Raw genomic sequence first — 21143 nt, forward strand, 5'->3', positions numbered from 1 at the left:
CGGCAGGGAAGGCCGCGCCCGGTTTTTGGCATACAAAATCACGAAAAATCGAGCGGCGGCGCCTTGACCCGCCGCATCGGCGGTGCCTATGGACCCGGTTGGGTAACCCCCATGCCCGGCATGCAACCCAGCCCCGCGCAATCCGCAGCGGGTCTGGTGTTCGGCTGCGTTTATCACCACATCCTTTCGCGCGCCCCCCAAAAAGGCTGCGCGTTCCTCCCCCCGGCCGGCTTTTCGCCATGCCGCCTTCGCGGCGTGGCGGGCGTTGTGCCGTTCTGCGCGGGGGAGAGGACCGCGCCGGCGCTGGATGACATGCAGGCGGGCCGCAGGGCCTGCCAGGAGTGGATCGAGTGATGGACGGGTTTGTCACCGAGACGATGCTGGATGAGGGCGAGGGTGAGGTGCGGGTTTCCCGCCCGCTCGGCGCGCCTGCCTTCGAGGCGCTGGTCGCCCGCGTCCCGGCCGAGGACCTGCCGAGCTGGGAAGAGACCGAGAACACGGACGAGGGCGAGGACGCGCCCGAGGACCTGGCCGGGGCCGAGGATGCCGAGGAGGATGCCGAGGCTGCGCCGGCGACCGCCGAGGCCGCGACGCCGGCCGCCGGCAATGTGGACGAGGCCTCGCTCGGCCGGACCGACGACCCTGTCCGCATGTTCCTGCGCGAGGCCTCGCGCACGGAACTGCTGACGCGCGAGCAGGAAGTGGCGCTCGCCCAGCGGATCGAGGCCGGGCGCGAGGCCATGCTGGGCGCGCTCGCCGCCTGCCCGGCGACGCGCGCGACCCTGACGGAGTGGCGGGATGCCGTCGCCGGCGGCAAGCTGCCGCTGCGCGACCTGGTCGAGCTCGAGGCCATGGCCGCCGCCGCCGAGGCGCCGGCCGAGACCGAGGAGGGCGAGGCTGCCGAGGGCACGCTCGACCAGCGGCTGCGGCCGGAGATCCTGACGGCCTTCGAGGCGGTGCTGGCCAGCACCGGCGGGCCGGTCGAGCAGGCCGGGCTGATCGCCGCGCTGCGGCTGCGCGCCGACCGGATCGAGGGGCTGATGGAAGCGGTGCGCGGCGCGCACCGGCGCATGACCGGGCTCGACGGCCGCGCGCTGCGGCTGGCGATGGCGGCCAAGGTGAGCCGCGAGGACTTCCTGAAGCAGTGGGATGCCGGCGAGGCGGGCGTGGCGAAGCTGGCCACGAAGCTCAAGGCCGCCGGCGCCGAGCTGAAGGAGATCCGCGCGGCGGTGGCCGCGATTGAGGCCGAGGCGAGCCTGCCCGCGCCGGAGCTGCGCCGCCTGCATGCGGAGATGAGCCGCGGCGAGCGCGACATGCGCCGCGCCAAGGAGGAGCTGACGCGGGCCAACCTGCGGCTGGTGGTGCACATCGCCCGCAAGTACCGCAACCGCGGCCTGCTGCTGGGCGACCTGATCCAGGAGGGCAATATCGGCCTGATGCGCGCGGTCGAGAAGTTCGACTGGCGCAAGGGCTTCAAGTTCTCCACCTATGCCACCTGGTGGGTGCGGCAGGCCATGACGCGGGCCATCGCCGACCAGGCGCGGACCATCCGCGTGCCGGTGCACATGGCCGAGACGGCGTCGAAGATCGCCCGGCTCGGCCGCATCCTGGCGCACCGGACGGGCCGCGAGCCGACGGCGGAGGAACTGGCCCAGCGGCTCGGCGTGCCGACGGAGAAGGTGAAGTCGGTGCAGGGGATCGTGCGCGAGCCCGTCAGCCTCGACACGCCGATCGGCGAGGAGGATGACGGCCGCCTCGGCGACCTGATCGAGGACCGCAACGCCGTCCATCCCTTCGAGGCGGTGGCGCGCTCGGGCCTGCGGGAGGCGGCGGCGCGCGTGCTCTCCGACCTGACGCCGCGCGAGGAGCGGATCCTGCGCATGCGCTTCGGCATCGGCATGGAGCGCGACCACACGCTCGAGGAGGTCGGCAAAACCTTCAACGTGACGCGGGAGCGCATCCGGCAGATCGAGGCCAAGGCGCTGAAGAAGCTGCAGAACGGCCAGCGCGGCCGGGCGCTGCGGAGCTACCTCGACCGGGCCTGAGCCGGGAGGGGCTGGGATGGGGAAGGGGCGGTCCGCAGGGGCCGCCCCTTTTTCCTGCCCGCTACTCCGCCGCCCGCGCCGGGGCGAAGCCTTCCTGGTCGCTCGCCGCGTCGGCGACGTCCTCGGGCTCCGGCCGCATCTCACCCTCCCACTTCCCGACCACCGCCGTCGCCAGCGAGTTGCCGATGACGTTAGTCGCCGACCGGCCCATATCGAGGAACTGGTCGATGCCGATGATCAGCAGCAGCCCGGCCTCGGGGATGTTGAAGGTGGTGAGCGTCGCGGCGATGACGACGAGCGAGGCCCGCGGCACCCCGGCCATGCCCTTGCTGGTCAGCATCAGCAGCAGCAGCATGGTCGCCTGCTGGCCCCAGGAGAGCTCGATGTTGTAAGCCTGCGCGATGAAGATGGTCGCGAAGGTGCAGTACATCATCGAGCCGTCGAGGTTGAAGGAATAGCCGAGCGGCAGGACGAAGCTGATGACCTTGCGGCTGACCGGGAAGCGGACGAGCTGTTCCATGAGCTGCGGATAGGCCGCCTCGCTGCTCGCGGTGCTGAAGGCCAGCAGGAAGGGCTGGCGGATCAGGCTGATCAGCTCGAAGACCCTGGTGCCGAAGATCAGGAAGCCGACGGCCGCGAGCAGGCACCAGAGGATGGCGAGGCCGAGATAGAACTCGCCGACGAAGACGCCGTAGGTGAGGAGGATGCCGAGGCCCTGGGTGGTGATGATGGCGGCCATGGAGGCGAAGACCGCGACCGGCGCCAGCAGCATGATGTAGCCCGTCAGCTTCAGGATGACGTGGCTCACCTCCTCGGTCCAGGCGACGACCGTTTTCGCCTTCTCCCCGAGCGCGGCGCAGGCGACGCCGAAGAAGATGGAGAAGACGACGATCTGCAGGATCTCGTTCTGCGCCATCGCCTCGAAGACCGAGCGCGGCACGAGATGCGTGACGAAATCCTTCAGGGAGAGGGAGGCAGTGCCGATGCCGCTGCTGGCCTGCGTGTCCGGCAGCGGCAGGTCGAGGCTGGCGCCGGGCTGCAGGATGTTCACCAGCACCAGCCCCAGCAGCAGCGAGACGACCGAGGCGCTGACGAACCAGAGCATGGCCTTGCCGCCGATGCGCCCGACCGCCCCGACATCGCCCATATGCGCGACGCCGACCACGAGGGTCGAGAAGACCAGCGGCGCGATGATCATCTTGATCAGCCGCAGGAAGATGTCGGTGATGAGCGAGATGTAGCCGGCGATCGCCTTGGCCACGCCCGGATCGGGCCACATGGCATGGCAGGCCGCGCCGACGGCGATGCCGGCGATCATGCCGAGCATGATGAGGATCGTGAGCCGCTGCGTCCGCATGCGCCGCCCTCCTTGCCTCCCGGCGGCGCCGGGAACAACCCTGGATCGGAGGGTTAGCGCCGGCGGCCGCGCCGGGTTTCGCGGCCGCGTGACCTATCGTTCTGGGCCGCCCCGCTCGAAGCGCGCCCGATCCTCGGGCGCGAGGCGGACGGTGACGTGGATGGCATCGTCATGGTCCTGCCGGCCCGTGACCTCGCCATGTGCGTAGAGCCAGGCGAGCCGCGCGCCCTCGGCGGCCGGGATGTCGTAGCCGACCGTCACCATGCCCTCCGAGAGCCGCGTGTCGATCGCCTCGAGCAGCGTCCCGAGCCCCTCGCCGGTGAGGGCGGAGGCGGCGATGGCGCCGGGCCGGCCCTGCAGTTGCGCGACGCCGCCCAGCAGGTCGGCCTTGTTCAGCACCTCGACCAGGCGGTTCTGCCAGCCTTCCTCCAGCATGCCGTCCTTCGCCATGCCCTCCAGCACCGCGAGGACATCGGCGCGCTGCGCCTCCGAATCCGGCGAGGCGGCGTCGCGGACATGCAGGATGACGTCGGCCTCCGAGACCTCCTCGAGCGTCGCGCGGAAGGCGGCGACCAGCTCGGTCGGCAGCTCGCTGATGAAGCCGACCGTATCGGAGAGGATGACGCGGCGGCCGGAGGGCAGGTCGAGCGCCCGCAGGGTCGGGTCGAGCGTGGCGAAGAGCTGGTCCTCCGCCGTCACCGTCGCGCCGGTCAGCCGGTTGAACAGGGTGGACTTGCCGGCATTGGTGTAACCGACGAGGGCGACGACCGGGAAGGGCACCCGCTCGCGCGCCCGGCGGTGCAGGCCGCGGGTGCGGCGCACCTCCTCGAGTTCGGAGCGGATGCGGGCGAGGCGGTCGCCGATCAGCCGCCGGTCGGCCTCGATCTGGGTCTCGCCGGGGCCGCCGAGGAAGCCGAAGCCGCCGCGCTGCCGGCCCAGATGGGTCCAGGACCGCACCAGCCGGCTGCGCTGGTACTGCAGATGCGCGAGCTCGACCTGCAGCGCGCCCTCCCGCGTCCGCGCCCGCTCGCCGAAGATGTCGAGGATGAGGCCGGTGCGGTCGATGACCTTGCAGCCCCACTCGCGCTCGAGGTTGCGTTGCTGGACCGGCGTCAGCGCCGCATCCACCACGGCGAGCTCGACGCGCGCCGCCGCGACGGCCTCCTTCAGCGCCGCGACCTGGCCGCTGCCGAGCAGCGTCGCCGGCCGCGGGTCGCGCAGCGGCACCACGGCGCGGTGGACGATGTCGAGGCCGATGGCATGGGCGAGTTCGACCGCTTCCGCCAGCCGCGCCTCGGCGCTGCGGGAAGCATGGCTGCCTTCCCAGGGGAGGATGACGGCGGTGCGGGTCGGGGCCGCCGCGGTGTCGTGCAGGCCGTCGCTGTCGCTCATGCTCTGTCCGGGGGCTGGATCGCGGAAGGGGCGGGCGCGCGGCCCGCCCCGGCTGGCATCAGATGTCGCGGCCCTTCTCCCGCGCGGCCTTCGCCGTGCCGCTGCCAGCGGCGCCGGCCTTGCGCTCGTCCTCCACCTCGACCTCGGTGCGACGGACCGTGTCGCGGATGGTCTCGGTGCGCTCCTCCGCGCTCTTGCGCAGGCTCACCTCCTCGGTCACCCGCGCCTCCTTGGAGACGACGGCCTCCTCGGCGCGCTCGGTCGCCTCCACCGTGCGGTCCTGGAAGACGGCCTCCTTGCCCGTCAGCGGCCGATCCACCGGGCGGCGCTCGACCTGCACATGCTCCTCGCGCAGCGTCACCTGCTCCTGCACCGGGGTCTCGACGACATAGCTCCGGATGCGCACGCGGCCATGGCCGGTCTCCCGCTTGCCGACGCGCAGGCGCTCCTCGACGATCGGGATGCTCGCTTCGTCGGTTGCTGCGCCGAGGCGCTGGACATTCGCCGCCGTGCCGCTGGTCGCACGGCCGCTTGCGGTGGCGTCGACGGTGGAGGTGCCGGTGGCGAGCGGCGCGGTCTCCGCCGGGCGCGCCCCGCCGCCGGTCCAGCCTTCCTGCCGCCAGCTTGCCTCGCGCTGGTCCAGATCGGCGGCGCCGGAGGATTCGAGCACCGAGGCCACCTCCTCGAAGCGGCCATCCGGCACTTCGGCATGCACGATGCCGCCGCCGCGGCGGAAGCCCTCGTTCACCGTCTCGAGGTCGTCCTGCGGCAGCGAGAGTTGCTGCAGGCGGTGCTGATCCGACTGCGCGTTGAACACCTCGCCGCGAACCCCGGGTACGCGTTGCGCCAGATCATAGGCGGCGCGTTCGGCCTCCTGGACGGTGTCGAAATAGGCGGTGATGGTCCGGGTCATGCAACTCTCCGCGGTAAGAGGCGGGAATGCCGGCGGGTGCCGGCATGCCGCGCCCTAACGGGCGGGGCCGCGCCGCGTTCGTTGCAGGCTGCGGCGCAGGGCGCGCCGGAACGGCGCCGCCGCCGGCGCATTCCTGGCAGGAGGCGAATCGTGGCGCGGGGCGAGATGAACGACCGGAAATTCCATATCGGCTACTGGGTGGCGGTGCTGCTCGGGCTCTTCGTCGTGCAGTACATGGTCGCGGTGAACCACCAGGTCGCCAGCATCCCCTACAGCCAGTTCCAGCAATTGCTGAACGACGGGAAGGTGGCGGAGGTCGGCGTGTCCGACCGCTTCCTGCAGGGCACATTGAAGGAGGCGCTGCCGGGCGGCCAGACGCGCTTCGCCACCACGCGGGTCGATCCGGAGGTGGCGAAGGAGCTGGAAGGCCACGGCGTCAAATTCAACGGCGAGATCGAGAGCACGCTGTTCCGCGACATCCTGTCCTGGATCCTGCCGATGCTGCTCTTCGTCGGGGTCTATGTCTGGCTGGGGCGCCGCATGGCGGGCGGCGGCGGGCTGATGCAGATCGGCAAGAGCCGCGCCCGCGTCTATGTGGAGAGCGACACGAAGACCAGCTTCGCCGATGTCGCCGGGGTGGACGAGGCGAAGGACGAGTTGCGGGAGGTGGTGGACTTCCTGCGCGATCCCGGCCGCTACGGTCGCCTCGGTGGCCGCATGCCCAAGGGCGTGCTGCTGGTCGGCCCGCCTGGCACCGGCAAGACGCTGCTGGCCCGCGCCGTGGCCGGGGAGGCGAAGGTCGCCTTCCTCTCCATCTCCGGTGCCGAGTTCGTCGAAATGTTCGTCGGCGTCGGCGCCGCCCGGGTGCGCGACCTCTTCGAGCAGGCGCGCGGCAAGGCGCCGGCCATCATCTTCATCGACGAGCTCGACGCACTCGGCCGCGCCCGCGGCCTGGGCGGCGCCTATGGCGGCGTGAACAGCGAGGCCGAGCAGACGCTGAACCAGCTTCTGGTTGAAATGGACGGCTTCGATTCCCGCGCGGGCCTGGTGATCCTGGCCGCCACCAACCGGCCGGAGATCCTGGACCCCGCCCTGCTGCGCGCCGGCCGCTTCGACCGGCAGGTGCTGGTGGACCGGCCCGACCGCGCCGGCCGCGTGCAGATCCTGAACGTGCACCTGAAGCGGGTGCGGCTGGCGCCGGAGGTCTCGCCGGAGCAGATCGCCGCGCTGACGCCCGGCTTCACCGGCGCCGACCTCGCCAACCTTGTGAACGAGGCGACGCTGCTGGCGACGCGCCGCGGCGCCGAGGCGGTCTCCATGGCCGACTTCAACAATGCGGTGGAGCGGATCGTCGCCGGGCTCGAGAAGCGCAACCGGCTGCTGAACAGCCATGAGCGCGAGATCGTCGCCTATCACGAGATGGGTCATGCGCTGGTCGCCATGGCGCTGCCGGGGACCGACCCGGTGCACAAGGTCTCCATCATCCCGCGCGGCATCGGCGCGCTCGGCTACACCATCCAGCGCCCGACCGAGGACCGCTTCCTCATGACGCGGGAGGAGCTGGAGCGGAAGATGATGGTGCTGCTGGGCGGCCGCGCGGCGGAGCTGGTGGTGTTCAACCATCTCTCGACCGGCGCGGCGGACGACCTGCAGCGCGTCACCGACATCGCCCGCGGCATGGTCACGCGCTACGGCATGTCGGAGACGCTCGGCAGCGTGACCTATGAGCGCGACCCGCGCTCCATGCTCGCCGGCCCGAATGCGCTGCCCGGCGGGCCGCGCGAGCACGATTACGGCCCGGCCGCGGGCGATGCGATCGATGCCGAGGTGCGCCGGATCGTGGACGGCGCGCTGGAGCGGACGGTGGCGCTGCTGCGGGAGCGGCGCGAGGCGCTGGAACGCACGGCGCGAAGGCTGCTGGAAGTGGAGACGCTGGACGAGGCGGAGCTGTCGCGGCTGGCGGGGGCGGCGCCGGTGCAGAAGGCGGCGGAGTAGCGAGGGAGGCTCTGCCTCCCTCGCGCTCACCCCGCCAAGGGCTTAAGGCCCTTGGAACCCGGGAGTTTACGCCAGCGGCGCTACGGAGAGGCCGCGGACCTTGTGCTTCGCGATGAACTCCGCGACCAGGCCGCTGCGCTTGGCGTCCTCCACGAAGTCGCGCAGCCAGGCGAAGCCGGCCTCGTTCGGCTTCGGCGTGCCGATCGCCTGCTGCACCGCCATGAACTGGCCATCCAGGATCCGCGCGCCCGGCTGCGCCTCGACATCCGTCAGCAGGCCGGGGCGGAGACCGGCATAGACCTCGCCCTTGTCTTCCATGAATTTCTTGAAGGCCGCGCTGCCGCCGCCCGGCACCAGCACGAGCTGCGCCTGCTTGATGTTCCGCTCCAGCCACAGCGTATAGGCGGCACCCGCGCCGGAGTAGATGCGCAGGTCCGGCCGATCCACCTCCGCGATGCTGGTGATGGCGGAGCCGCCGGGGACCAGGTAGGTCGCCTCGATCTCGCAATAGGCCGCGGTGAAGCTGATCTTCGCGGCGCGCTGCGGCTCCGCGCCGATATTGGCGATGTCCCAGGCGCCGCTCTCGGCGGCATCGGCGATCTCGTTCGGCCGCGCATAGGGCACCAGCTTGAGCGGCACGCCGAGCCGCTGCGCGATGGTGCGCGCCATGTCGGGCGAGACGCCCTCCGGCTCCCCCTCCGGCGTCTTGCCGGTGACGAGCAGGAAATTGCCCATGTTGATGGCGGCGCGGAGCACGCCGGTGGGCGCGAGCTGGGAGACGACCTCAGGGGACATGCGCGGGGTTCCGTCGGGGCGAGGGGCTTGGGCAGCGGCGGGGGTGGCCAGGGCGGCGCCCATGGCCGCCAGCAGCGCGCGGCGTCGCAGCATGCGCCCTCCCTCCGTTCCCTTCGGCGCCGATTGGATCGCGCCGGGCGAGGCCGGTCAAGCGCGGGCGTCCGCGCTTGTGGTGCCCGGCGAAGCGGGACAAGCTCGCCCGGCGCAGGATCGGGGGAGGTGACCATGCGGCTCGGCGTCATGCTGCCACTGGGCGACATCGGCGGCGATCCCGCCGCCGTCAGGGACTTCGCGCTGGCGGCCGAGGCGATCGGCTTCACCAATCTCGGCCTGCCGGACCATGTCCTGTCGGGCCGGCCGGGGCAGGGCGAGCAGGCCGCGCTCTCGACCGGCCTCTACCACGACCCTTTCGTCTGCTTCGGCTACCTTGCGGCGCTCTGCCGCCCGACCACCGAATTCTCGACCCAGGTGCTGATCCTGCCGCAGCGCCAGGCGGCGCTGGTGGCGAAGCAGGCAGCCTGCCTCGACGTGCTGTGCAACGGCCGCTTCCGCCTTGGCATCGGTGTCGGCTGGAACCCGGTGGAGTTCACCGGCCTGAACGAGGAGTTCCACACCCGCGGCCGCCGCTCCGCCGAGCAGGTCGAGGTGATGCAGAAGCTCTGGGCCGAGCCCTTCGTCGATTTCAAGGGCCGGTATCACCGCATCGAGGATGCCGGCATCAACCCGCTGCCGGTGCAGCGCCGCATCCCGGTCTGGTTCGGCGGACATGTGGACCAGACGCTGGAGCGCATCGCCAGCCTCGGCGACGGCTGGATCATGAACGCCTATCCGCCGGGCGAGGCGATCGAGGCGGAACTCGCCAAGCTGCGGCGCCTGACGGAGCAGGCCGGGCGCGACCCCGCCGCGATCGGGCTGGAGGTCTGGATCTCCGGCGGCGCCGGCGAGGAGGCGTCCTGGCGGAGCGAGGCGGTCTATTGGAAGCGACTGGGTGCGACGCATCTGACGCTGACCAATACCTTCAACCGCCGCCACCACCGCCGGATCGCCGGGCGCAGCGCGGCGGAGCATCTGGATGTGCTCAGGCGCTTCCACGGCGCGGTCGCGGAGGTGCCGTAGCGGCGCCGGCCCATCGGCGGCTGCGCCATCCTGCAGCGCGGCCTCGGTACGGAGAGCCTTGACATGCCGTTCCGCGGGTGTTCGACTTGGGCCAAGCGCGCCATCTGCGACTCTGTCCGGCGCAACAAGACTGTCACCAAAGGGGGAAGTCCGCATGCGTTCAAGGAAGACGCTCGCAGCGTTCGGCCTGCTTGCCGGCCTGCTCTTCGGCACAGCGGCCGAGGCGCAGGGGCAGGCACAGTCCCAGGACATCAAGCTCTATGCCTTCAGCTCCGGCGCCCTGACGCTCGGCAAGGGCGCGCTGGTCAACCTCGCGCCCATGGAGCCGCAGATCCAGGTGCCGGTCGGCTTCTACGTCGTGCGGCATCCGAAGGGCACGGTGCTGTTCGACACCGGCAACAACGACCGCATCATCACCGATCCCAGCTACTGGGGCGCCAGCTTCACCGCCATGAAGCCGGTCAATACGCCGGACGTCGCCATTGACGCGCAGCTCCGCAAGATCGGCCTCTCGCCCAACGACATCACCTATGTCGTCGTCAGCCACCTGCATCTCGACCACGGCGGCAATGTCGGGAAGTTCCCGAACTCCACCCTCATCGTGCAGAAGACCGAGGTGCAGAACGCCTTCTGGCCCGAGCCCGGCACCGGCGGCCCCTACATGATCGGCGACGTGCTGCCGCTGCGGTCCGCCAACACGGACAACCCGAACGCCGTGAAGATGATCCAGCTCAACGGCGACCACGACATCTTCGGCGACGGCACCCTGGTGGTGAAGCGCTGGGTGGCGCATACGCCCGGCAGCCAGATGATGACGGTGAAGCTGAAGAACACCGGCCTCATCATCCTCACCGGCGACAACGTCTATTTCCGCGAGAACGTGGAGAAGAACACCCCGCCGAACATCGCGCTCGCCTACTCCACCACCGGCTTCTTCACGGCCTTCGAGTGGATCCGGCGCATGATGGCGACGGAGAACGCCAACTTCTTCACCGCGCACGATCCGGACGCCTTCAAGGCGATGAAGAAGGCGCCGGAATTCTACGACTGATCCACGGCCTGCGGCTGGCAGGTTGAAGGGCGCCGGGGCAATGCCTCGGCGCTTTCCGTCTGGGGGAAGTTCCGCGTCCATGGCTGTCGTCTCGGTCGAAGGCCTGTCCAGGCGCTACGGGCGCCACCGCGGCGTCGAGGACGTCTCCTTCGAGGTGCAGGACCACGAGATCGTCGGGCTGCTCGGCCCCAACGGCTCGGGCAAGACCACCATCCTCCGCATCCTCACCGGGTACCTGCAGCCCGGCGTCGGCCGCGTGCGGGTGGACGGGCTCGACGTGGTGCGGGATGGCCGCGCCGCCCGCGCCCGCATCGGCTACGTGCCGGAGAATGCGCCGCTCTACGGCCAGATGCGCGTCAACGAGTTCCTCGACTTCATGGGGCGGCTCCGCGGCCTGCAGGGCCCGGCGCTGCGCGGGGCCATCGCCGCCGCCTGCGACCGCCTGGCGCTCGGTCCCGTTGCGGAGGCGATGATCGGCCGGCTCTCGCGCGGCTACCGCCAGCGTGTCGCCATCGCTCAGGCGCTGCTGCATGCGCCGCGGCTGCTGGTGCTGGACGAGCCGACCAATGGCCTCGACCCGCGGCAGATCATCGAGTTGCGCCACCTGCTGCGCGACCTCGCGCGCGACTGCTCCGTCCTCGTCACCTCGCATATCCTGGCGGAGATGGAGCGCGTGGCCGACCGCGTCGCCATCCTGCTCGATGGCCGGCTGCTGACGGTGCATCGCATCGCGCGCGAGGGCCGCGCCGCCGCGCTGCGCATCCGCAGCGGCGCCGAGGGCGCGCCGGCGGTCGCGGCGGCGCTGGCCGCGCTGCCGCCGGGCGTGACGGCCATGGAGGAGCCGGCAACCGGGGATGTGGCAAGCTGGCGGCTCGAGGTGCCGGAGCCCGAGGCGGCGCTTGCCGCGCTCGCCGCCGCCGGCCTCGCCAGCGTCGAGGCGCTGCCGCCCGCCTCGGGGCTCGAGGAACTCTTCCTGCGGCTGACCGCGGGCAAGGCGGTCCATTGACCAGCTTCCGCGCCCTGGCCGCGAAGGAGCTTCGCGCGCTGTTCGTCTCGCCGATCGCCTATGCGGTGATCGCCGTCTTCCTGCTGCTGACCGGCTATACCTTCGCCGTCACGCTGTTCCTGACGAAGCAGGCGACGCTGTCGCACATCTTCTTCCAGGCGGCGATGCAGATGGTGCTGCTGGTGCCGCTGGTCACCATGCGGCAATTCGCCGAGGAACGGCGCAGCGGCACGCTGGAACTGCTGCTGACCGCGCCGGTCCGGGAGGGTGAGGTGGTGCTGGCGAAGTTCGTGGCGTCCATGGCCATGCTGCTGGCGATGATCGCGCTGACCGGCGTCTATGCCCTCGTGCTCGGCGTTCTCGGCCGGCCGGACTGGGGGCCGGTCTATGGCGGCTATCTCGGCCTCGTGCTGCTCGCCGCCGCGCTGGTCTCCATCGGTCTCGCGGTCTCGGCGCTGACCACCAACCAGATCGTCGCCGCCGTCGCCTCGCTCGGCCTCTTCGGCCTGCTCTGGGCGATCGATTCCTGGGCGGCGATCCTGCCCGCGCCGGTGGACAACTGGGTGCTCGGCCTCTCGCTGCTGGCGCGCTTCACGCCCTTCGCGGTCGGCGCCATGTATGCCTCGGACGCGGGCTTCTTCCTCGTCCTCATCCTGCTCGGCCTGTTCCTGACGGTGCGGGCCCTGGTGCGGCGCTGACGGCATGGAGCACGGGGATCTCGACTGGGGCGCGATGCTGCGGGTGGCCGGCTGGCTGCTCGCCATCCTGCTGCTCTTCGCCGCCGGGCTGCGCCTGCCGCTGCAGACCGGCCTCGGCCCTTGGCGCGGGCGGCTCTACTCGGCCGCCGTCATCCTGGCCGGCATCGCCGTCGCGGTGCTGGCCAATGTCGCGCTGACCCTGAACGACGTCCACATCGACCTGACCCGGGAGAAGGCCTACACGCCCTCCTCCGCCGCGCTGCGCGCCATCGAGGAACTGCGCACCGAGGTCAGCCTGACCTATTTCTACCGCACGCAGGATGCCGAGGGGCGGCGCGCCCGCGACCTGCTGCAGGTGATGGCGCGGCGCAACCCACTGCTGAAGGTCACCACGGTCGACCCGGACCGCGAGCCGGCGCTGGCGCGGCTGCAGGGCATCCGCCTCTACAACGCCGCGGTGATCGAGGCCGAGGGGCGGCGCGTGCTGGTGCAGGGCACCGACGAGACGGAGATCGCGCTCGGCATCCAGCGCGCGCTGCGCGGCCGCGCCGTCACGGCCTGCTTCCTCGAAGGCCACGGCGAGTTGCCGATGGACAATTTCGAGTTCCACACGCATCTCGAGGGCACCGCCGGCCACAGCCATGACGACGCCTCCTCCCAGGTCATCGAGATGCCGGGGCACGGCATCGGCCGGCTCCGCCGCGCGCTGGAGTCGCAGGGCTACGAGGCGCGCCGGCTGATCCTGGCAACGCAGCGGGAGGTGCCGCGCGACTGCACGCTGCTGATCGACGCCAATCCACGCACCACCTTCCTGCCCGCCGAGAGTCTGGCGCTGCGCCGCTACCTCGAGGGGGGCGGCGCCGCGCTGCTGCTCTTCGATCTTGGCTTCGCGCCGGAGCCGGAACTGGCGCGGCTGCTCGCCGATCTCGGCCTGCGGGCGGAGCAGGAGGTCGTCATCGACCCGCTCAGCCACTACTCGACCGATGCGGAGATGGTGGCGGTGGCGGGCTACGACCCGCACCCGGTGACGCGCGGCGTCTCGCTCACCTTCTATCCCGGCATCCGCCCCTTCACGCCGCTGCCCCTGCCGGCACGGCTGCGCGCCTTCCCGTTGCTGCAGAGCAGCCGGGACAGCTACACGCATGCGGTCGGCGCGGTGGCCTCCCGCCTGGTGGAAGGCGAGCCGGCCGGCGATGCGCCGCAGGCGACGCCGCAGCCCGGGCCGCGGCTGCTGGGCGCGGCGGTGGAGGGATCGCTGGCCGAGGCCTCGCCGCCCATGCGCGCCGTCGTCATCGGCGACGGCGACTTCGCCAGCAATTCCTTCTTCCCCTACATGGCGAACAGCGACCTGCTGCTCGGCGCCGTCCGCTGGCTGGCACGGGAGGAGCGGACGACCGCCGTCGCCACGCGCATCCCGGTGCCGCCGCTGATCGCCTTGACCGGGCGGCAGCTCACCGCGGTCTTCGTCATCGCCGTCCTGCTGATGCCGCTTTCGGTCGTCCTGCTCGGGGTGCTGGTCTGGTGGCGGCGGCGATGAGCCTGGCGCGCCGGCTGGCTTGGCCGCTCGCCGCCCTCGCCTCGCTGCTCTATCTCGGCGCCCTGGTGGTGCAGGGCGCCATGCCGCAGCAGCGCCAGCTCGTCCGCTTCGAGGCGAAGGGGCTGCTGGCCGAGCCGCCCGAGGCGGTGCGGCGCATCGAGCTCTCGCGCGGCGCGGAGCGGCTGGTGCTGCTCCGTCGCGGCGAGGGCTGGGCGACGGGGGAGGGGCGGAACATCGGCCTCGCCGCCGCGCGCATCGACACCGCGCTGAAGATGCTGCGCAATTCCCCGCCGGTGCGCGAGATCGCGGCGGCGGACCTCGCCGGCCTCGATGCGGCGCCCTTCGGCCTCGACCCGCCGGCCATCGCGGTGGCGCTCTCCGGTGCGGACGACCGCCGTCTGCTCGCGCTGCGCTTCGGCGCGCGCAATCCGGAGGACTTCCTACAATACATGCGCGTCGAGGGCGACCCGCGGCTCTTCCTGATGTCCCGCTTCATCGGGGCGGAGTGGGACGAGGCGATGGGTGCCGCGCTCGGGCCATGAGGGAAATCCTCTGGTTGTGCCTGCTGCTGGCATCGCTGGCCGGCGCGGCGGCGCATGTCGCAGGCTTGACCGGCCATGCCGTCGTCACGCTGCAGGACCGCACCCTCCGCTACCGCCTGACCCTGCCGCTGGAGGCCGTGGCCGCGCAGGAGGGGCTCGCGGCGCGCGTCGCGGACCGCCTTGCCGTCACCGCCAATGGCCAGGCCTGCACCGCCGTGCCCGGGGCGGTGGTGCCGCCGGCGCCGGACCGCGCGAGCCTGACCGTGACCGTGGATTTCGCCTGCCCGGCGGCGCCGCGCCTGCTCGGGCTGCGCGACGACCTCGCCGATATCTTCGGCGGCGATTACCACACCCTGACCACGCTGGACCTGCCCGGCGGCAGGCAGACGCAGGTGCTGGAGCCCGACAGGCGCGAATTGCAGGTCGCGCTGGCGGCCGAGGCCGGCGAGGACCAGGCGCCGCTCGCCGGCGGTGGCCTGCTCGCCTTTTTCCGCTACGGGCTCGAGCACATCCTGACCGGCTTCGACCACCTGCTCTTCCTGCTGGCGCTGCTGCTGCGCGGCGGCGGGATCGGCGCGCTGCTCGGCATCGTCACCGCCTTCACCCTCGCGCACAGCATCACCCTCGGGCTCGCGGTGCTGCGCATCGCCGCGCTGCCGGCCGGGATCGTGGAGCCGCTGATCGCCCTCTCCATCGCCTGGGTCGCGGCGGAGAACATCCTGGCGCGGCGACCAGCGCGGCGACGCTGGGTGGAAGGCTTCGCCTTCGGCCTGGTGCATGGCTTCGGTTTCGCCGGCGCGCTGCTCGAGCTTGACCTGCCGGCCGGGGCGCTGGCGGGCGCGCTGCTGTTCTTCAACCTGGGCGTGGAGGCGGGGCAGGCGGCGGTCGTCGCGCTGCTCTTCCCGCTGCTGCTCTGGCTCAGGCGCGACGAGGCGCGCGGCGCCTGGGCGACGGCGCTCTCGGCCTGCGTGCTGGTCGCCGGCCTCGCCCTGCTGATCGAACGGGTGCTGCTCGCCGCGGCCTGAGGCTCAGGCCCTGGTGCGGCGCGCCAGGGCGGCGAGGCGCGGCTCCGCGGCGCGCTGCGCCGCGCGCTCGATCGCACGGTAGTCGGCGACGAGGGCACGGCCCTCATCGGTCAGCACCGCGCCGCCGCCGCGATAGCCGCCGAGACTCGCCTGGACGACAGGCGTGCCGAGCATGGTGTTCAGCGCGTCCACCAGGTCCCAGGCGCGCTTGTAGCTCATGCCCAGCGCGCGGCCGGCGGCGGAGATCGAGCCCTCGCGGTCGATCGCCTCCAGCAGCGCGATCTTGCCCGGGCCGATGCGGCCCTGCGGCAGGTCGATGCGCAGGCTGAGCACGACCTGCTCCGGCGGCGGGCGCTCCGGCCTGCGCGTCACGCTTCGGGCTCCTGCACCGCGCGGTCGAAGGTGACGGCCTTCACGACAGCCCAGGCCTCCAGGCCGGGGGTGAGGCCGAGCCGCGCGACGCTGTCCCGCGTGACCAGCGACAGCAGCTCGGTCGGGCCGAGGCGGAGCCGGACATAGAGTTCGTGCGGGGAGGGCGCCTCGCCGATGGCGATGACGACGGCCGGCAGGATGTTCTGGGTGGAGAGGCCGCGCGGCGGCTCCGTCGCCACCGCCACGTCGCGGGCGCGGAGCCGGATGCGGGCGCGGGTGCCGGGCGGCTCCTCCCGCAGCGGCACGGTCAGCTCGCCGCCGGCGAAGCCCAGCCGCGTCAGGCCGCGCGCCGCGTCATGCGCCAGCACGCGGCAGGGCAGCAGCGCGCCGGCATCGCGCCGGCCGGCCAGCGGCAGGTCGGTGCGGAGGGCGAGGTCCTCCACCGTCCCCTCCGCCAGCACGCGGCCGCCTTCCAGCAGCACCAGGCGATCGGCCAGCGCATCCACCTCCTCCAGCGCATGGGTGACATAGAGGATGGGCAGGCCGGCGAGGCTGCGGAGACGGGCGAGGAAGGGCAGCACCTCCGCCCGCCGGTCGGCATCGAGCGCGGCCAGCGGCTCGTCCATCAGCAGCAGGCGCGGGCGCGCCAGCAGCGCGCGACCGAGCGCGACGCGCTGCTTCTCCCCGCCCGAGAGCCGTGCCGGGCGGCGGTCCAGCAGATGGCCGATGCCGAGCAGCGCCACCACCTCCTCCAGCCCCGGCCCGGTCGCGTCCGGCGGGGCGCGGCGCAGGCCGTAGCGGAGGTTGGTCCCGACGCTGAGGTGCGGGAAGAGCCGCGCATCCTGGAACACCACGGTGCAGCGCCGCCGCTCCGGCGGGACATAGACGCCGCGGGCGGTATCCAGCAGCGCCGCACCCTGCAGCACCACGCGGCCCTGCTGCGGCCGCAGCAGCCCGGCGACGGCGGCCAGCACCGTGCTCTTGCCGCAGCCGGACGGGCCGAAGAGCGTGGTGACGCCGACCTCCGGCGTGGCGAAGGCGATGTCGAGGCCGAAGCCGCCTTGCCCGAAGCTGTGCTGCAGCGCGACCTCCAGCATCAGCCGCGCCCCAGCAGGATGGTCATGCGGCGCGCGACGAACTCCGCCAGCAGCAGGCCGCCGACGGCCAGCGCGAAGGAGATGCCGGCGAGGCGCGCCGCCATCGCCTCGCCGCCCGGGGTCTGGGTCGCGCTGTAGATGGCCAGCGGCAGGGTCTGCGTCTCGCCCGGGATATTGGAGGCGAAGGTGATGACCGCGCCGAACTCGCCGAGCCCCGCGGCGAAGGCGGTCACCGCGCCGGCCAGGATGCCGGGCGACATCAGCGGCAGGGTAACGCTGACGAAGCGGTCGAGCGACCCGGCGCCGAGGGTGCGCGCCGCCGCCTCAAGGCCGGGATCCACCCCCTCCAGCCCCAGCCGCACCGAACGCACAATGAGGGGGAAGGACATGACGGCGGTCGCCAGGGCCGCACCCTCCGTGGTGAAGACCAGGCGGATGCCGAACCAGTCGTGCAGCGGGCCGCCGATCGGGCCGCGCAGGCCGAAGAGCATCAACAGGCCCCAGCCGACCACGACCGGCGGCACCACGAGCGGCAGGTGCACCAGCGCATCGAGCAGGGAGCGGCCGGGGAAGCGGCCGCGCGCCAGCAGCAGCGCGATGCCGATCGCCGGCAGCAGCGAGACGACGACCGAGCGGGATGCCACGCTCAGGCTGAGGCGGACCGCCTGCCATTCCTCCGCGGTCAGCGCGAGATCCATGCGGGCGCTCCGGCATCGTCGTGTCCCGATGGACATAACGCGGTGCGCGCGGTGCGTCCATGGCCGCTGCCGCTTGCCACCGCGGCCACCGCGCGGGAGGCTGCGGCGCGACGGAGGGACCGTGCCATGGACTGGGATGCGACGCGGCCGGGCGAGGTGGAAGGCCCGGCGCCGATGCGCGCCGATGCGGCGCTGACCTTCATCGGCCGCATCCGCACGCCCTTCGCCACGCGCGACGATTGCCCGCGCCGCGGCGCAGCGGACGGGCCGCTCTGCCGCATCGAGGTGGAGGCCCCCTGGCGGCCGGCGCTGCAGGGCCTGGAGGGGCAGCGCTGGATCGAGGTGCTGTACTGGATGCACCTCGCGCGGCGGGACCTGCTGGTGCAGGTGCCACGCGGCCGCGCGCCGCTCGGTACCTTCGCGCTGCGCTCGCCGGTGCGGCCGAACCCGATCGCCACCTCGGTGGTCGAGGTGGTGGCGGTGGAGGCGGACGCCGTACTGGTCCGCGGCCTCGACTGCGTGGACGGCACGCCGCTGCTGGACCTGAAGCCGGCGCGCGAGCGTGACCGGCCGGCGCCGCCGGTCGCTTGACGCCGGGCCGCGGGGACGGGACCCTGCGGCGGAAAGTCCCGAGGCGGAGGAAGGCGCATGGCAACCCGTAATCTCGACGCGGCGCTGGCGGCATGAGCGCGCTGCCGACGGCCAGCCCCGAGGAGGTCGGGCTCTCCACCGCGCGGCTGCAGGCGCTGGGCGCAAGGCTGGACGAGCGCATCGCCGCCGGCCACCTGCCGGGCGCGGTGGTCAGCATCGCCCGCAACGGCCGCGTCGCCTGGACCTCGGCGCATGGCCGGCGCGATCCGGCGCGCGGCGCGCCGATGACGGCGGATGCGATCTTCCGCATCTACTCCATGACCAAGCCGCTGGTCTCGGTCGGCGTCATGATGCTGGTGGAGGAGGGCCGGCTGATGCTCGGCGACCCCGTCGGCAAGTACCTGCCGGAGCTTGCCGCGCCTGTCGTGGCGATGGCGGGCGGCAATGTCCCGGCGGTGACGCCGATCACCGTGCAGGACCTGCTGCGCCATACATCGGGCCTGACCTACGAATTCCTCGGCACCGGGCCGGTGCACCGCGCCTATGCCGAGGCGGGGATCGCCCGGCGCGAGCAGACCAATGCCGAACAGGTGGCGATGCTCGGCCGCCTGCCGCTGCTGCACCAGCCCGGCACGCAATGGGGCTACAGCCGCTCCACCGACGTGCTGGGACGGCTGATCGAGGTCGTCAGCGGCGGAACGCTGGGTGCCTTCCTGCAGGCGCGCATCTGCCGGCCGCTCGGCATGGTGGATACGGGCTTCCATGTGCCGCCGGCGCAGCAGCACCGGCTGGCGGAGGGCCTCGCCACCGATCCCGATACCGGCGAGGCCGCGATGCAGTTGCTGGAGGTGCGGGAGCCGCCGCGCTTCGAATCGGGCGGCGGCGGCCTGGTCGGCACCGCGGCCGACTACATGCGCTTCACGCAGTTGCTGGCCGGCGGCGGCGAACTGCTCGGCACGCGGCTGCTGTCGCGCAAGACGGTGGAGCTGATGAGCAGCGACCACCTCGGCGGCATCCCGGGCGACGGCGCCCTCCTGCCGCCGGGCCACGGCTTCGGCCTGGGCTTCGCCGTGCGTCGGGACCGCGGCATCGCCACCGCGCCCGGCTCGGTCGGCACCTTCTTCTGGAGCGGCATGGCCGGTACCTTCTTCTGGATCGACCCGGCGGAGCGGCTGATCGCGGTCTTCATGATGCAGGGCGTCGGGCAGCGGGAATACTACCGCAACCTGATCCGCAACCTGGTCTATGCCGCGGTGGCCGACTGATGCCGATGCGCTGGCAGGTCGGCGGCGTCACCGTCACCCGGCTGGTCGAGCTGGAGATGACCGGCGGCAGCCGCTTCCTGCTGCCGCAGGCGACGCCGGAGGCAGTGCGGGAGATCCCCTGGCTGGTGCCGCATTTCGCGGACGAGTCGGGCAAGCTGCGCATGAGCATCCATGCCCTCGTCATCGAGACGCCGGGCGGGCGGCGCATCCTGGTGGATACCTGCCTCGGCAACGACAAGCAGGGCCGTAGGATCCCGCACTGGAACGACCGGCAGGGCAGCTTCCTGCAGGACATGGCGGCGGCCGGCTTCCCGCCGGAGAGCATCGACACGGTGCTCTGCACCCATCTGCATGTGGACCATGTCGGCTGGAACACGCGGCTGGTGGAAGGGCGCTGGGTGCCGACCTTCCCGCGGGCGCGCTACCTCTTCGGCCGGCGGGAATTCGAGCACTGGGCGCAGGGGGAGGCGGGCGGCGAGCCGCAGCGCGCGGTCTTTGCCGATTCCGTGCAGCCGGTCATGCAGGCCGGGCTGGCGGAGCTGGTCGAGGCCGACCACCGCCTCTGCGAGGAGGTGCGGCTGGTGCCGAGCTTCGGCCACACGCCCGGCCATTGCAGCGTGCTGATCGAATCCGGCGGCGAGGAGGCGCTGATCACCGGCGACATCGCGCACCATCCCTGCCAGCTCGCCCGGCTGGACTGGAACTCCACCGCCGACAGCGACCCGCAACAGGCCGAGGCGACGCGGCGTGCCGTCTTCGGCGGCGTCGCCGGCCGGCCGGTGCTGGTCATCGGCACGCATTTCGCCGGGCCGACCGCCGGGCGCGTGGTGCCGGACGGCGAGGGCTTCCGCCTGCTGGTCTGCTGGTAGCGGCGCTGGCCTTCCCGCCGCGGCGCCGCTGCGCCACACTCGGCGGCAAGGACGAACGACGCGGAGGGACGTCCACCGCATGATCGACAAATTCGTGCGTTCCATGGCGGAGGCCATGGACGGCATCCGCGATGGTTCGACCATCCTGATGCCGGGCTTCGGCGAGGTCGGGGCACCGAATGCCCTGCTCGAGGGCCTGATCGAGCAGGGCGCGACCGGGCTGACGCTGGTCATCAACTCAGCCGGGCGGCTGCGCGTGCCGGGCAGGCCGCCGAACGCGGTGGCGCGGCTGATCGATCTGGGCCGCGTGCGCAAGGTGATCACCAGCTTCGTCCGCGCCAACAGCGTCGCCGGCGACTGGGTGCGCGACGGAAAGCTGGAGGCGGAGGTGATCCCGCAGGGGACGCTCGCCGAGCGGATCCGCGCCGCGGGCGCCGGCATCCCTGCCTTCTTCACCCCGACCGGCGCCGGCACGCTGGTGGCGGAAGGCAAGGAACTGCGCGAGTACAATGGCCGCCCCTGCGTGCTGGAGGAGGCGCTGCCCGGCGACGTCGCGCTGATCGAGGCCTGGATGGCCGATCGCTGGGGCAACCTGACCTACAGGGAGAGCGGGCAGAACTTCAACCCGATCATGGCCATGGCGGCGAAGCTGACCATCGCGCAGGCGCACCATGTCGCCGATCTGGGCCAGCTTCCGGCCAACCACATCCACACCCCGGGCATCTTCGTCGACCGCGTGCTGCACCTGCCGGTCGGCGACCCCGAACTGCCGCGCTGAG

General features: G+C 72.2%; 20 protein-coding genes. 13 read left to right on the forward strand and 7 right to left on the reverse strand.

Going from position 1 to position 21143, the window contains the following annotated elements; translation table 11 throughout:
• The first annotated feature begins 353 nt into the window (after positions 1–353).
• Positions 354–2045, forward strand: a complete 1692-nt coding sequence (locus Q7A36_RS02045; protein ID WP_305101981.1) for a sigma-70 family RNA polymerase sigma factor — start codon at positions 354–356, stop codon at positions 2043–2045.
• A 61-nt stretch (positions 2046–2106) separates the two neighbouring features.
• Here Q7A36_RS02045 and Q7A36_RS02050 read toward each other — a convergent pair whose 3' ends face one another.
• From Q7A36_RS02050 to Q7A36_RS02060, 3 genes are all read right to left on the reverse strand, one after another.
• Positions 2107–3402 (reverse strand): dicarboxylate/amino acid:cation symporter, encoded by a 1296-nt coding sequence (locus tag Q7A36_RS02050; protein ID WP_305101982.1) that lies wholly within the window; start codon positions 3400–3402, stop codon positions 2107–2109.
• 93 nt (positions 3403–3495) lie between these two features.
• Positions 3496–4794 (reverse strand): GTPase HflX, encoded by a 1299-nt coding sequence (hflX, locus tag Q7A36_RS02055; protein WP_305101983.1) that lies wholly within the window; start codon positions 4792–4794, stop codon positions 3496–3498.
• 58 nt (positions 4795–4852) lie between these two features.
• Positions 4853–5707, reverse strand: a complete 855-nt coding sequence (locus tag Q7A36_RS02060; RefSeq protein ID WP_305101984.1) for a YsnF/AvaK domain-containing protein — start codon at positions 5705–5707, stop codon at positions 4853–4855.
• Positions 5708–5872: 165 nt separating this feature from the next.
• On the opposite strand from Q7A36_RS02060, the gene ftsH reads away from it, so the two are divergent.
• On the forward strand, positions 5873–7702 hold the full coding sequence (gene ftsH / locus Q7A36_RS02065) for an ATP-dependent zinc metalloprotease FtsH (protein ID WP_305102277.1): 1830 nt from the start codon (positions 5873–5875) through the stop codon (positions 7700–7702).
• 66 nt (positions 7703–7768) lie between these two features.
• Here the strand turns inward: ftsH and Q7A36_RS02070 are convergent, their stop codons facing one another.
• The gene (locus Q7A36_RS02070; protein WP_305101985.1) at positions 7769–8590 is read right to left on the reverse strand and encodes a transporter substrate-binding domain-containing protein; all 822 of its coding nucleotides are present in this window, start codon (positions 8588–8590) and stop codon (positions 7769–7771) included.
• A gap of 132 nt (positions 8591–8722) precedes the next feature.
• On the opposite strand from Q7A36_RS02070, the gene Q7A36_RS02075 reads away from it, so the two are divergent.
• From Q7A36_RS02075 to Q7A36_RS02105, 7 genes are all read left to right on the forward strand, one after another.
• Positions 8723–9613, forward strand: coding sequence for an LLM class F420-dependent oxidoreductase (locus Q7A36_RS02075; protein ID WP_305102278.1), 891 nt, complete (start codon positions 8723–8725; stop codon positions 9611–9613).
• 154 nt (positions 9614–9767) lie between these two features.
• Positions 9768–10664, forward strand: coding sequence for an N-acyl homoserine lactonase family protein (locus tag Q7A36_RS02080; protein WP_305101986.1), 897 nt, complete (start codon positions 9768–9770; stop codon positions 10662–10664).
• Positions 10665–10743: 79 nt separating this feature from the next.
• On the forward strand, positions 10744–11670 hold the full coding sequence (locus tag Q7A36_RS02085) for an ABC transporter ATP-binding protein (protein WP_305101987.1): 927 nt from the start codon (positions 10744–10746) through the stop codon (positions 11668–11670).
• The gene (locus Q7A36_RS02090; protein WP_305101988.1) at positions 11667–12368 is read left to right on the forward strand and encodes an ABC transporter permease; all 702 of its coding nucleotides are present in this window, start codon (positions 11667–11669) and stop codon (positions 12366–12368) included. The genes Q7A36_RS02085 and Q7A36_RS02090 overlap by 4 nt, the downstream gene beginning before the upstream one ends.
• A gap of 4 nt (positions 12369–12372) precedes the next feature.
• Entirely contained in the window at positions 12373–13905 is a 1533-nt protein-coding gene (locus Q7A36_RS02095) for a GldG family protein (RefSeq protein WP_305101989.1), read from the forward strand.
• On the forward strand, positions 13902–14447 hold the full coding sequence (locus Q7A36_RS02100; protein ID WP_305101990.1) for a hypothetical protein: 546 nt from the start codon (positions 13902–13904) through the stop codon (positions 14445–14447). The genes Q7A36_RS02095 and Q7A36_RS02100 overlap by 4 nt, the downstream gene beginning before the upstream one ends.
• Positions 14444–15472 carry a HupE/UreJ family protein gene (locus Q7A36_RS02105; RefSeq protein WP_305101991.1) on the forward strand — a complete coding sequence of 343 codons (1029 nt, stop codon included), beginning with the start codon at positions 14444–14446 and terminating at the stop codon, positions 15470–15472. The genes Q7A36_RS02100 and Q7A36_RS02105 overlap by 4 nt, the downstream gene beginning before the upstream one ends.
• Positions 15473–15475: 3 nt before the next feature.
• Here Q7A36_RS02105 and Q7A36_RS02110 read toward each other — a convergent pair whose 3' ends face one another.
• Genes Q7A36_RS02110 through modB form a run of 3 tightly spaced genes read right to left on the reverse strand, consistent with a single transcriptional unit; the run spans position 15476 to position 17639 of the window.
• The gene (locus tag Q7A36_RS02110; RefSeq protein ID WP_305101992.1) at positions 15476–15844 is read right to left on the reverse strand and encodes a winged helix-turn-helix domain-containing protein; all 369 of its coding nucleotides are present in this window, start codon (positions 15842–15844) and stop codon (positions 15476–15478) included.
• Positions 15841–16941 carry a molybdenum ABC transporter ATP-binding protein gene (modC, locus tag Q7A36_RS02115; RefSeq protein WP_305101993.1) on the reverse strand — a complete coding sequence of 367 codons (1101 nt, stop codon included), beginning with the start codon at positions 16939–16941 and terminating at the stop codon, positions 15841–15843. The genes Q7A36_RS02110 and modC overlap by 4 nt, the downstream gene beginning before the upstream one ends.
• Positions 16941–17639, reverse strand: a complete 699-nt coding sequence (modB, locus tag Q7A36_RS02120; RefSeq protein WP_305101994.1) for a molybdate ABC transporter permease subunit — start codon at positions 17637–17639, stop codon at positions 16941–16943. The genes modC and modB overlap by 1 nt, the downstream gene beginning before the upstream one ends.
• A gap of 126 nt (positions 17640–17765) precedes the next feature.
• On the opposite strand from modB, the gene tsaA reads away from it, so the two are divergent.
• The 4 genes from tsaA (at position 17766) to Q7A36_RS02140 (ending at position 21142) form a co-directional block, all read left to right on the forward strand.
• A complete protein-coding gene (gene tsaA / locus Q7A36_RS02125) occupies positions 17766–18230 on the forward strand; it encodes a tRNA (N6-threonylcarbamoyladenosine(37)-N6)-methyltransferase TrmO (RefSeq protein ID WP_305101995.1) in 465 nt (154 codons plus the stop codon).
• Between the two features lie 92 nt (positions 18231–18322).
• Positions 18323–19495 (forward strand): serine hydrolase domain-containing protein, encoded by a 1173-nt coding sequence (locus tag Q7A36_RS02130; RefSeq protein ID WP_305101996.1) that lies wholly within the window; start codon positions 18323–18325, stop codon positions 19493–19495.
• Complete coding sequence (locus Q7A36_RS02135; RefSeq protein ID WP_305101997.1) at positions 19495–20364, forward strand: MBL fold metallo-hydrolase; 870 nt, start codon at positions 19495–19497, stop codon at positions 20362–20364. The genes Q7A36_RS02130 and Q7A36_RS02135 overlap by 1 nt, the downstream gene beginning before the upstream one ends.
• A 79-nt stretch (positions 20365–20443) precedes the next feature.
• Positions 20444–21142 (forward strand): CoA transferase subunit A, encoded by a 699-nt coding sequence (locus Q7A36_RS02140; protein WP_305101998.1) that lies wholly within the window; start codon positions 20444–20446, stop codon positions 21140–21142.
• The last annotated feature ends 1 nt before the right edge of the window (position 21143 follow it).

The sequence above is a fragment of the Paracraurococcus lichenis genome (assembly GCF_030657435.1).
Lineage (GTDB): Bacteria > Pseudomonadota > Alphaproteobacteria > Acetobacterales > Acetobacteraceae > Paracraurococcus > Paracraurococcus lichenis.

Bases quoted from the DNA above. Each gene is read 5' to 3' on its own strand.
- Q7A36_RS02060 (WP_305101984.1), bottom strand. From the start codon at position 5,707: ATGACCCGGACCATCACCGCCTATTTCGACACCGTCCAGGAGGCCGAA.
- modC (WP_305101993.1), bottom strand. From the start codon at position 16,941: ATGCTGGAGGTCGCGCTGCAGCACAGCTTCGGGCAAGGCGGCTTCGGC.
- hflX (WP_305101983.1), bottom strand. From the start codon at position 4,794: ATGAGCGACAGCGACGGCCTGCACGACACCGCGGCGGCCCCGACCCGC.
- Q7A36_RS02075 (WP_305102278.1), top strand. From the start codon at position 8,723: ATGCGGCTCGGCGTCATGCTGCCACTGGGCGACATCGGCGGCGATCCC.
- Q7A36_RS02080 (WP_305101986.1), top strand. From the start codon at position 9,768: ATGCGTTCAAGGAAGACGCTCGCAGCGTTCGGCCTGCTTGCCGGCCTG.
- ftsH (WP_305102277.1), top strand. From the start codon at position 5,873: ATGAACGACCGGAAATTCCATATCGGCTACTGGGTGGCGGTGCTGCTC.
- Q7A36_RS02135 (WP_305101997.1), top strand. From the start codon at position 19,495: ATGCCGATGCGCTGGCAGGTCGGCGGCGTCACCGTCACCCGGCTGGTC.
- Q7A36_RS02130 (WP_305101996.1), top strand. From the start codon at position 18,323: ATGAGCGCGCTGCCGACGGCCAGCCCCGAGGAGGTCGGGCTCTCCACC.
- tsaA (WP_305101995.1), top strand. From the start codon at position 17,766: ATGGACTGGGATGCGACGCGGCCGGGCGAGGTGGAAGGCCCGGCGCCG.
- modB (WP_305101994.1), bottom strand. From the start codon at position 17,639: ATGGATCTCGCGCTGACCGCGGAGGAATGGCAGGCGGTCCGCCTCAGC.
- Q7A36_RS02095 (WP_305101989.1), top strand. From the start codon at position 12,373: ATGGAGCACGGGGATCTCGACTGGGGCGCGATGCTGCGGGTGGCCGGC.
- Q7A36_RS02100 (WP_305101990.1), top strand. From the start codon at position 13,902: ATGAGCCTGGCGCGCCGGCTGGCTTGGCCGCTCGCCGCCCTCGCCTCG.
- Q7A36_RS02140 (WP_305101998.1), top strand. From the start codon at position 20,444: ATGATCGACAAATTCGTGCGTTCCATGGCGGAGGCCATGGACGGCATC.
- Q7A36_RS02050 (WP_305101982.1), bottom strand. From the start codon at position 3,402: ATGCGGACGCAGCGGCTCACGATCCTCATCATGCTCGGCATGATCGCC.
- Q7A36_RS02045 (WP_305101981.1), top strand. From the start codon at position 354: ATGGACGGGTTTGTCACCGAGACGATGCTGGATGAGGGCGAGGGTGAG.
- Q7A36_RS02085 (WP_305101987.1), top strand. From the start codon at position 10,744: ATGGCTGTCGTCTCGGTCGAAGGCCTGTCCAGGCGCTACGGGCGCCAC.
- Q7A36_RS02105 (WP_305101991.1), top strand. From the start codon at position 14,444: ATGAGGGAAATCCTCTGGTTGTGCCTGCTGCTGGCATCGCTGGCCGGC.
- Q7A36_RS02070 (WP_305101985.1), bottom strand. From the start codon at position 8,590: ATGCTGCGACGCCGCGCGCTGCTGGCGGCCATGGGCGCCGCCCTGGCC.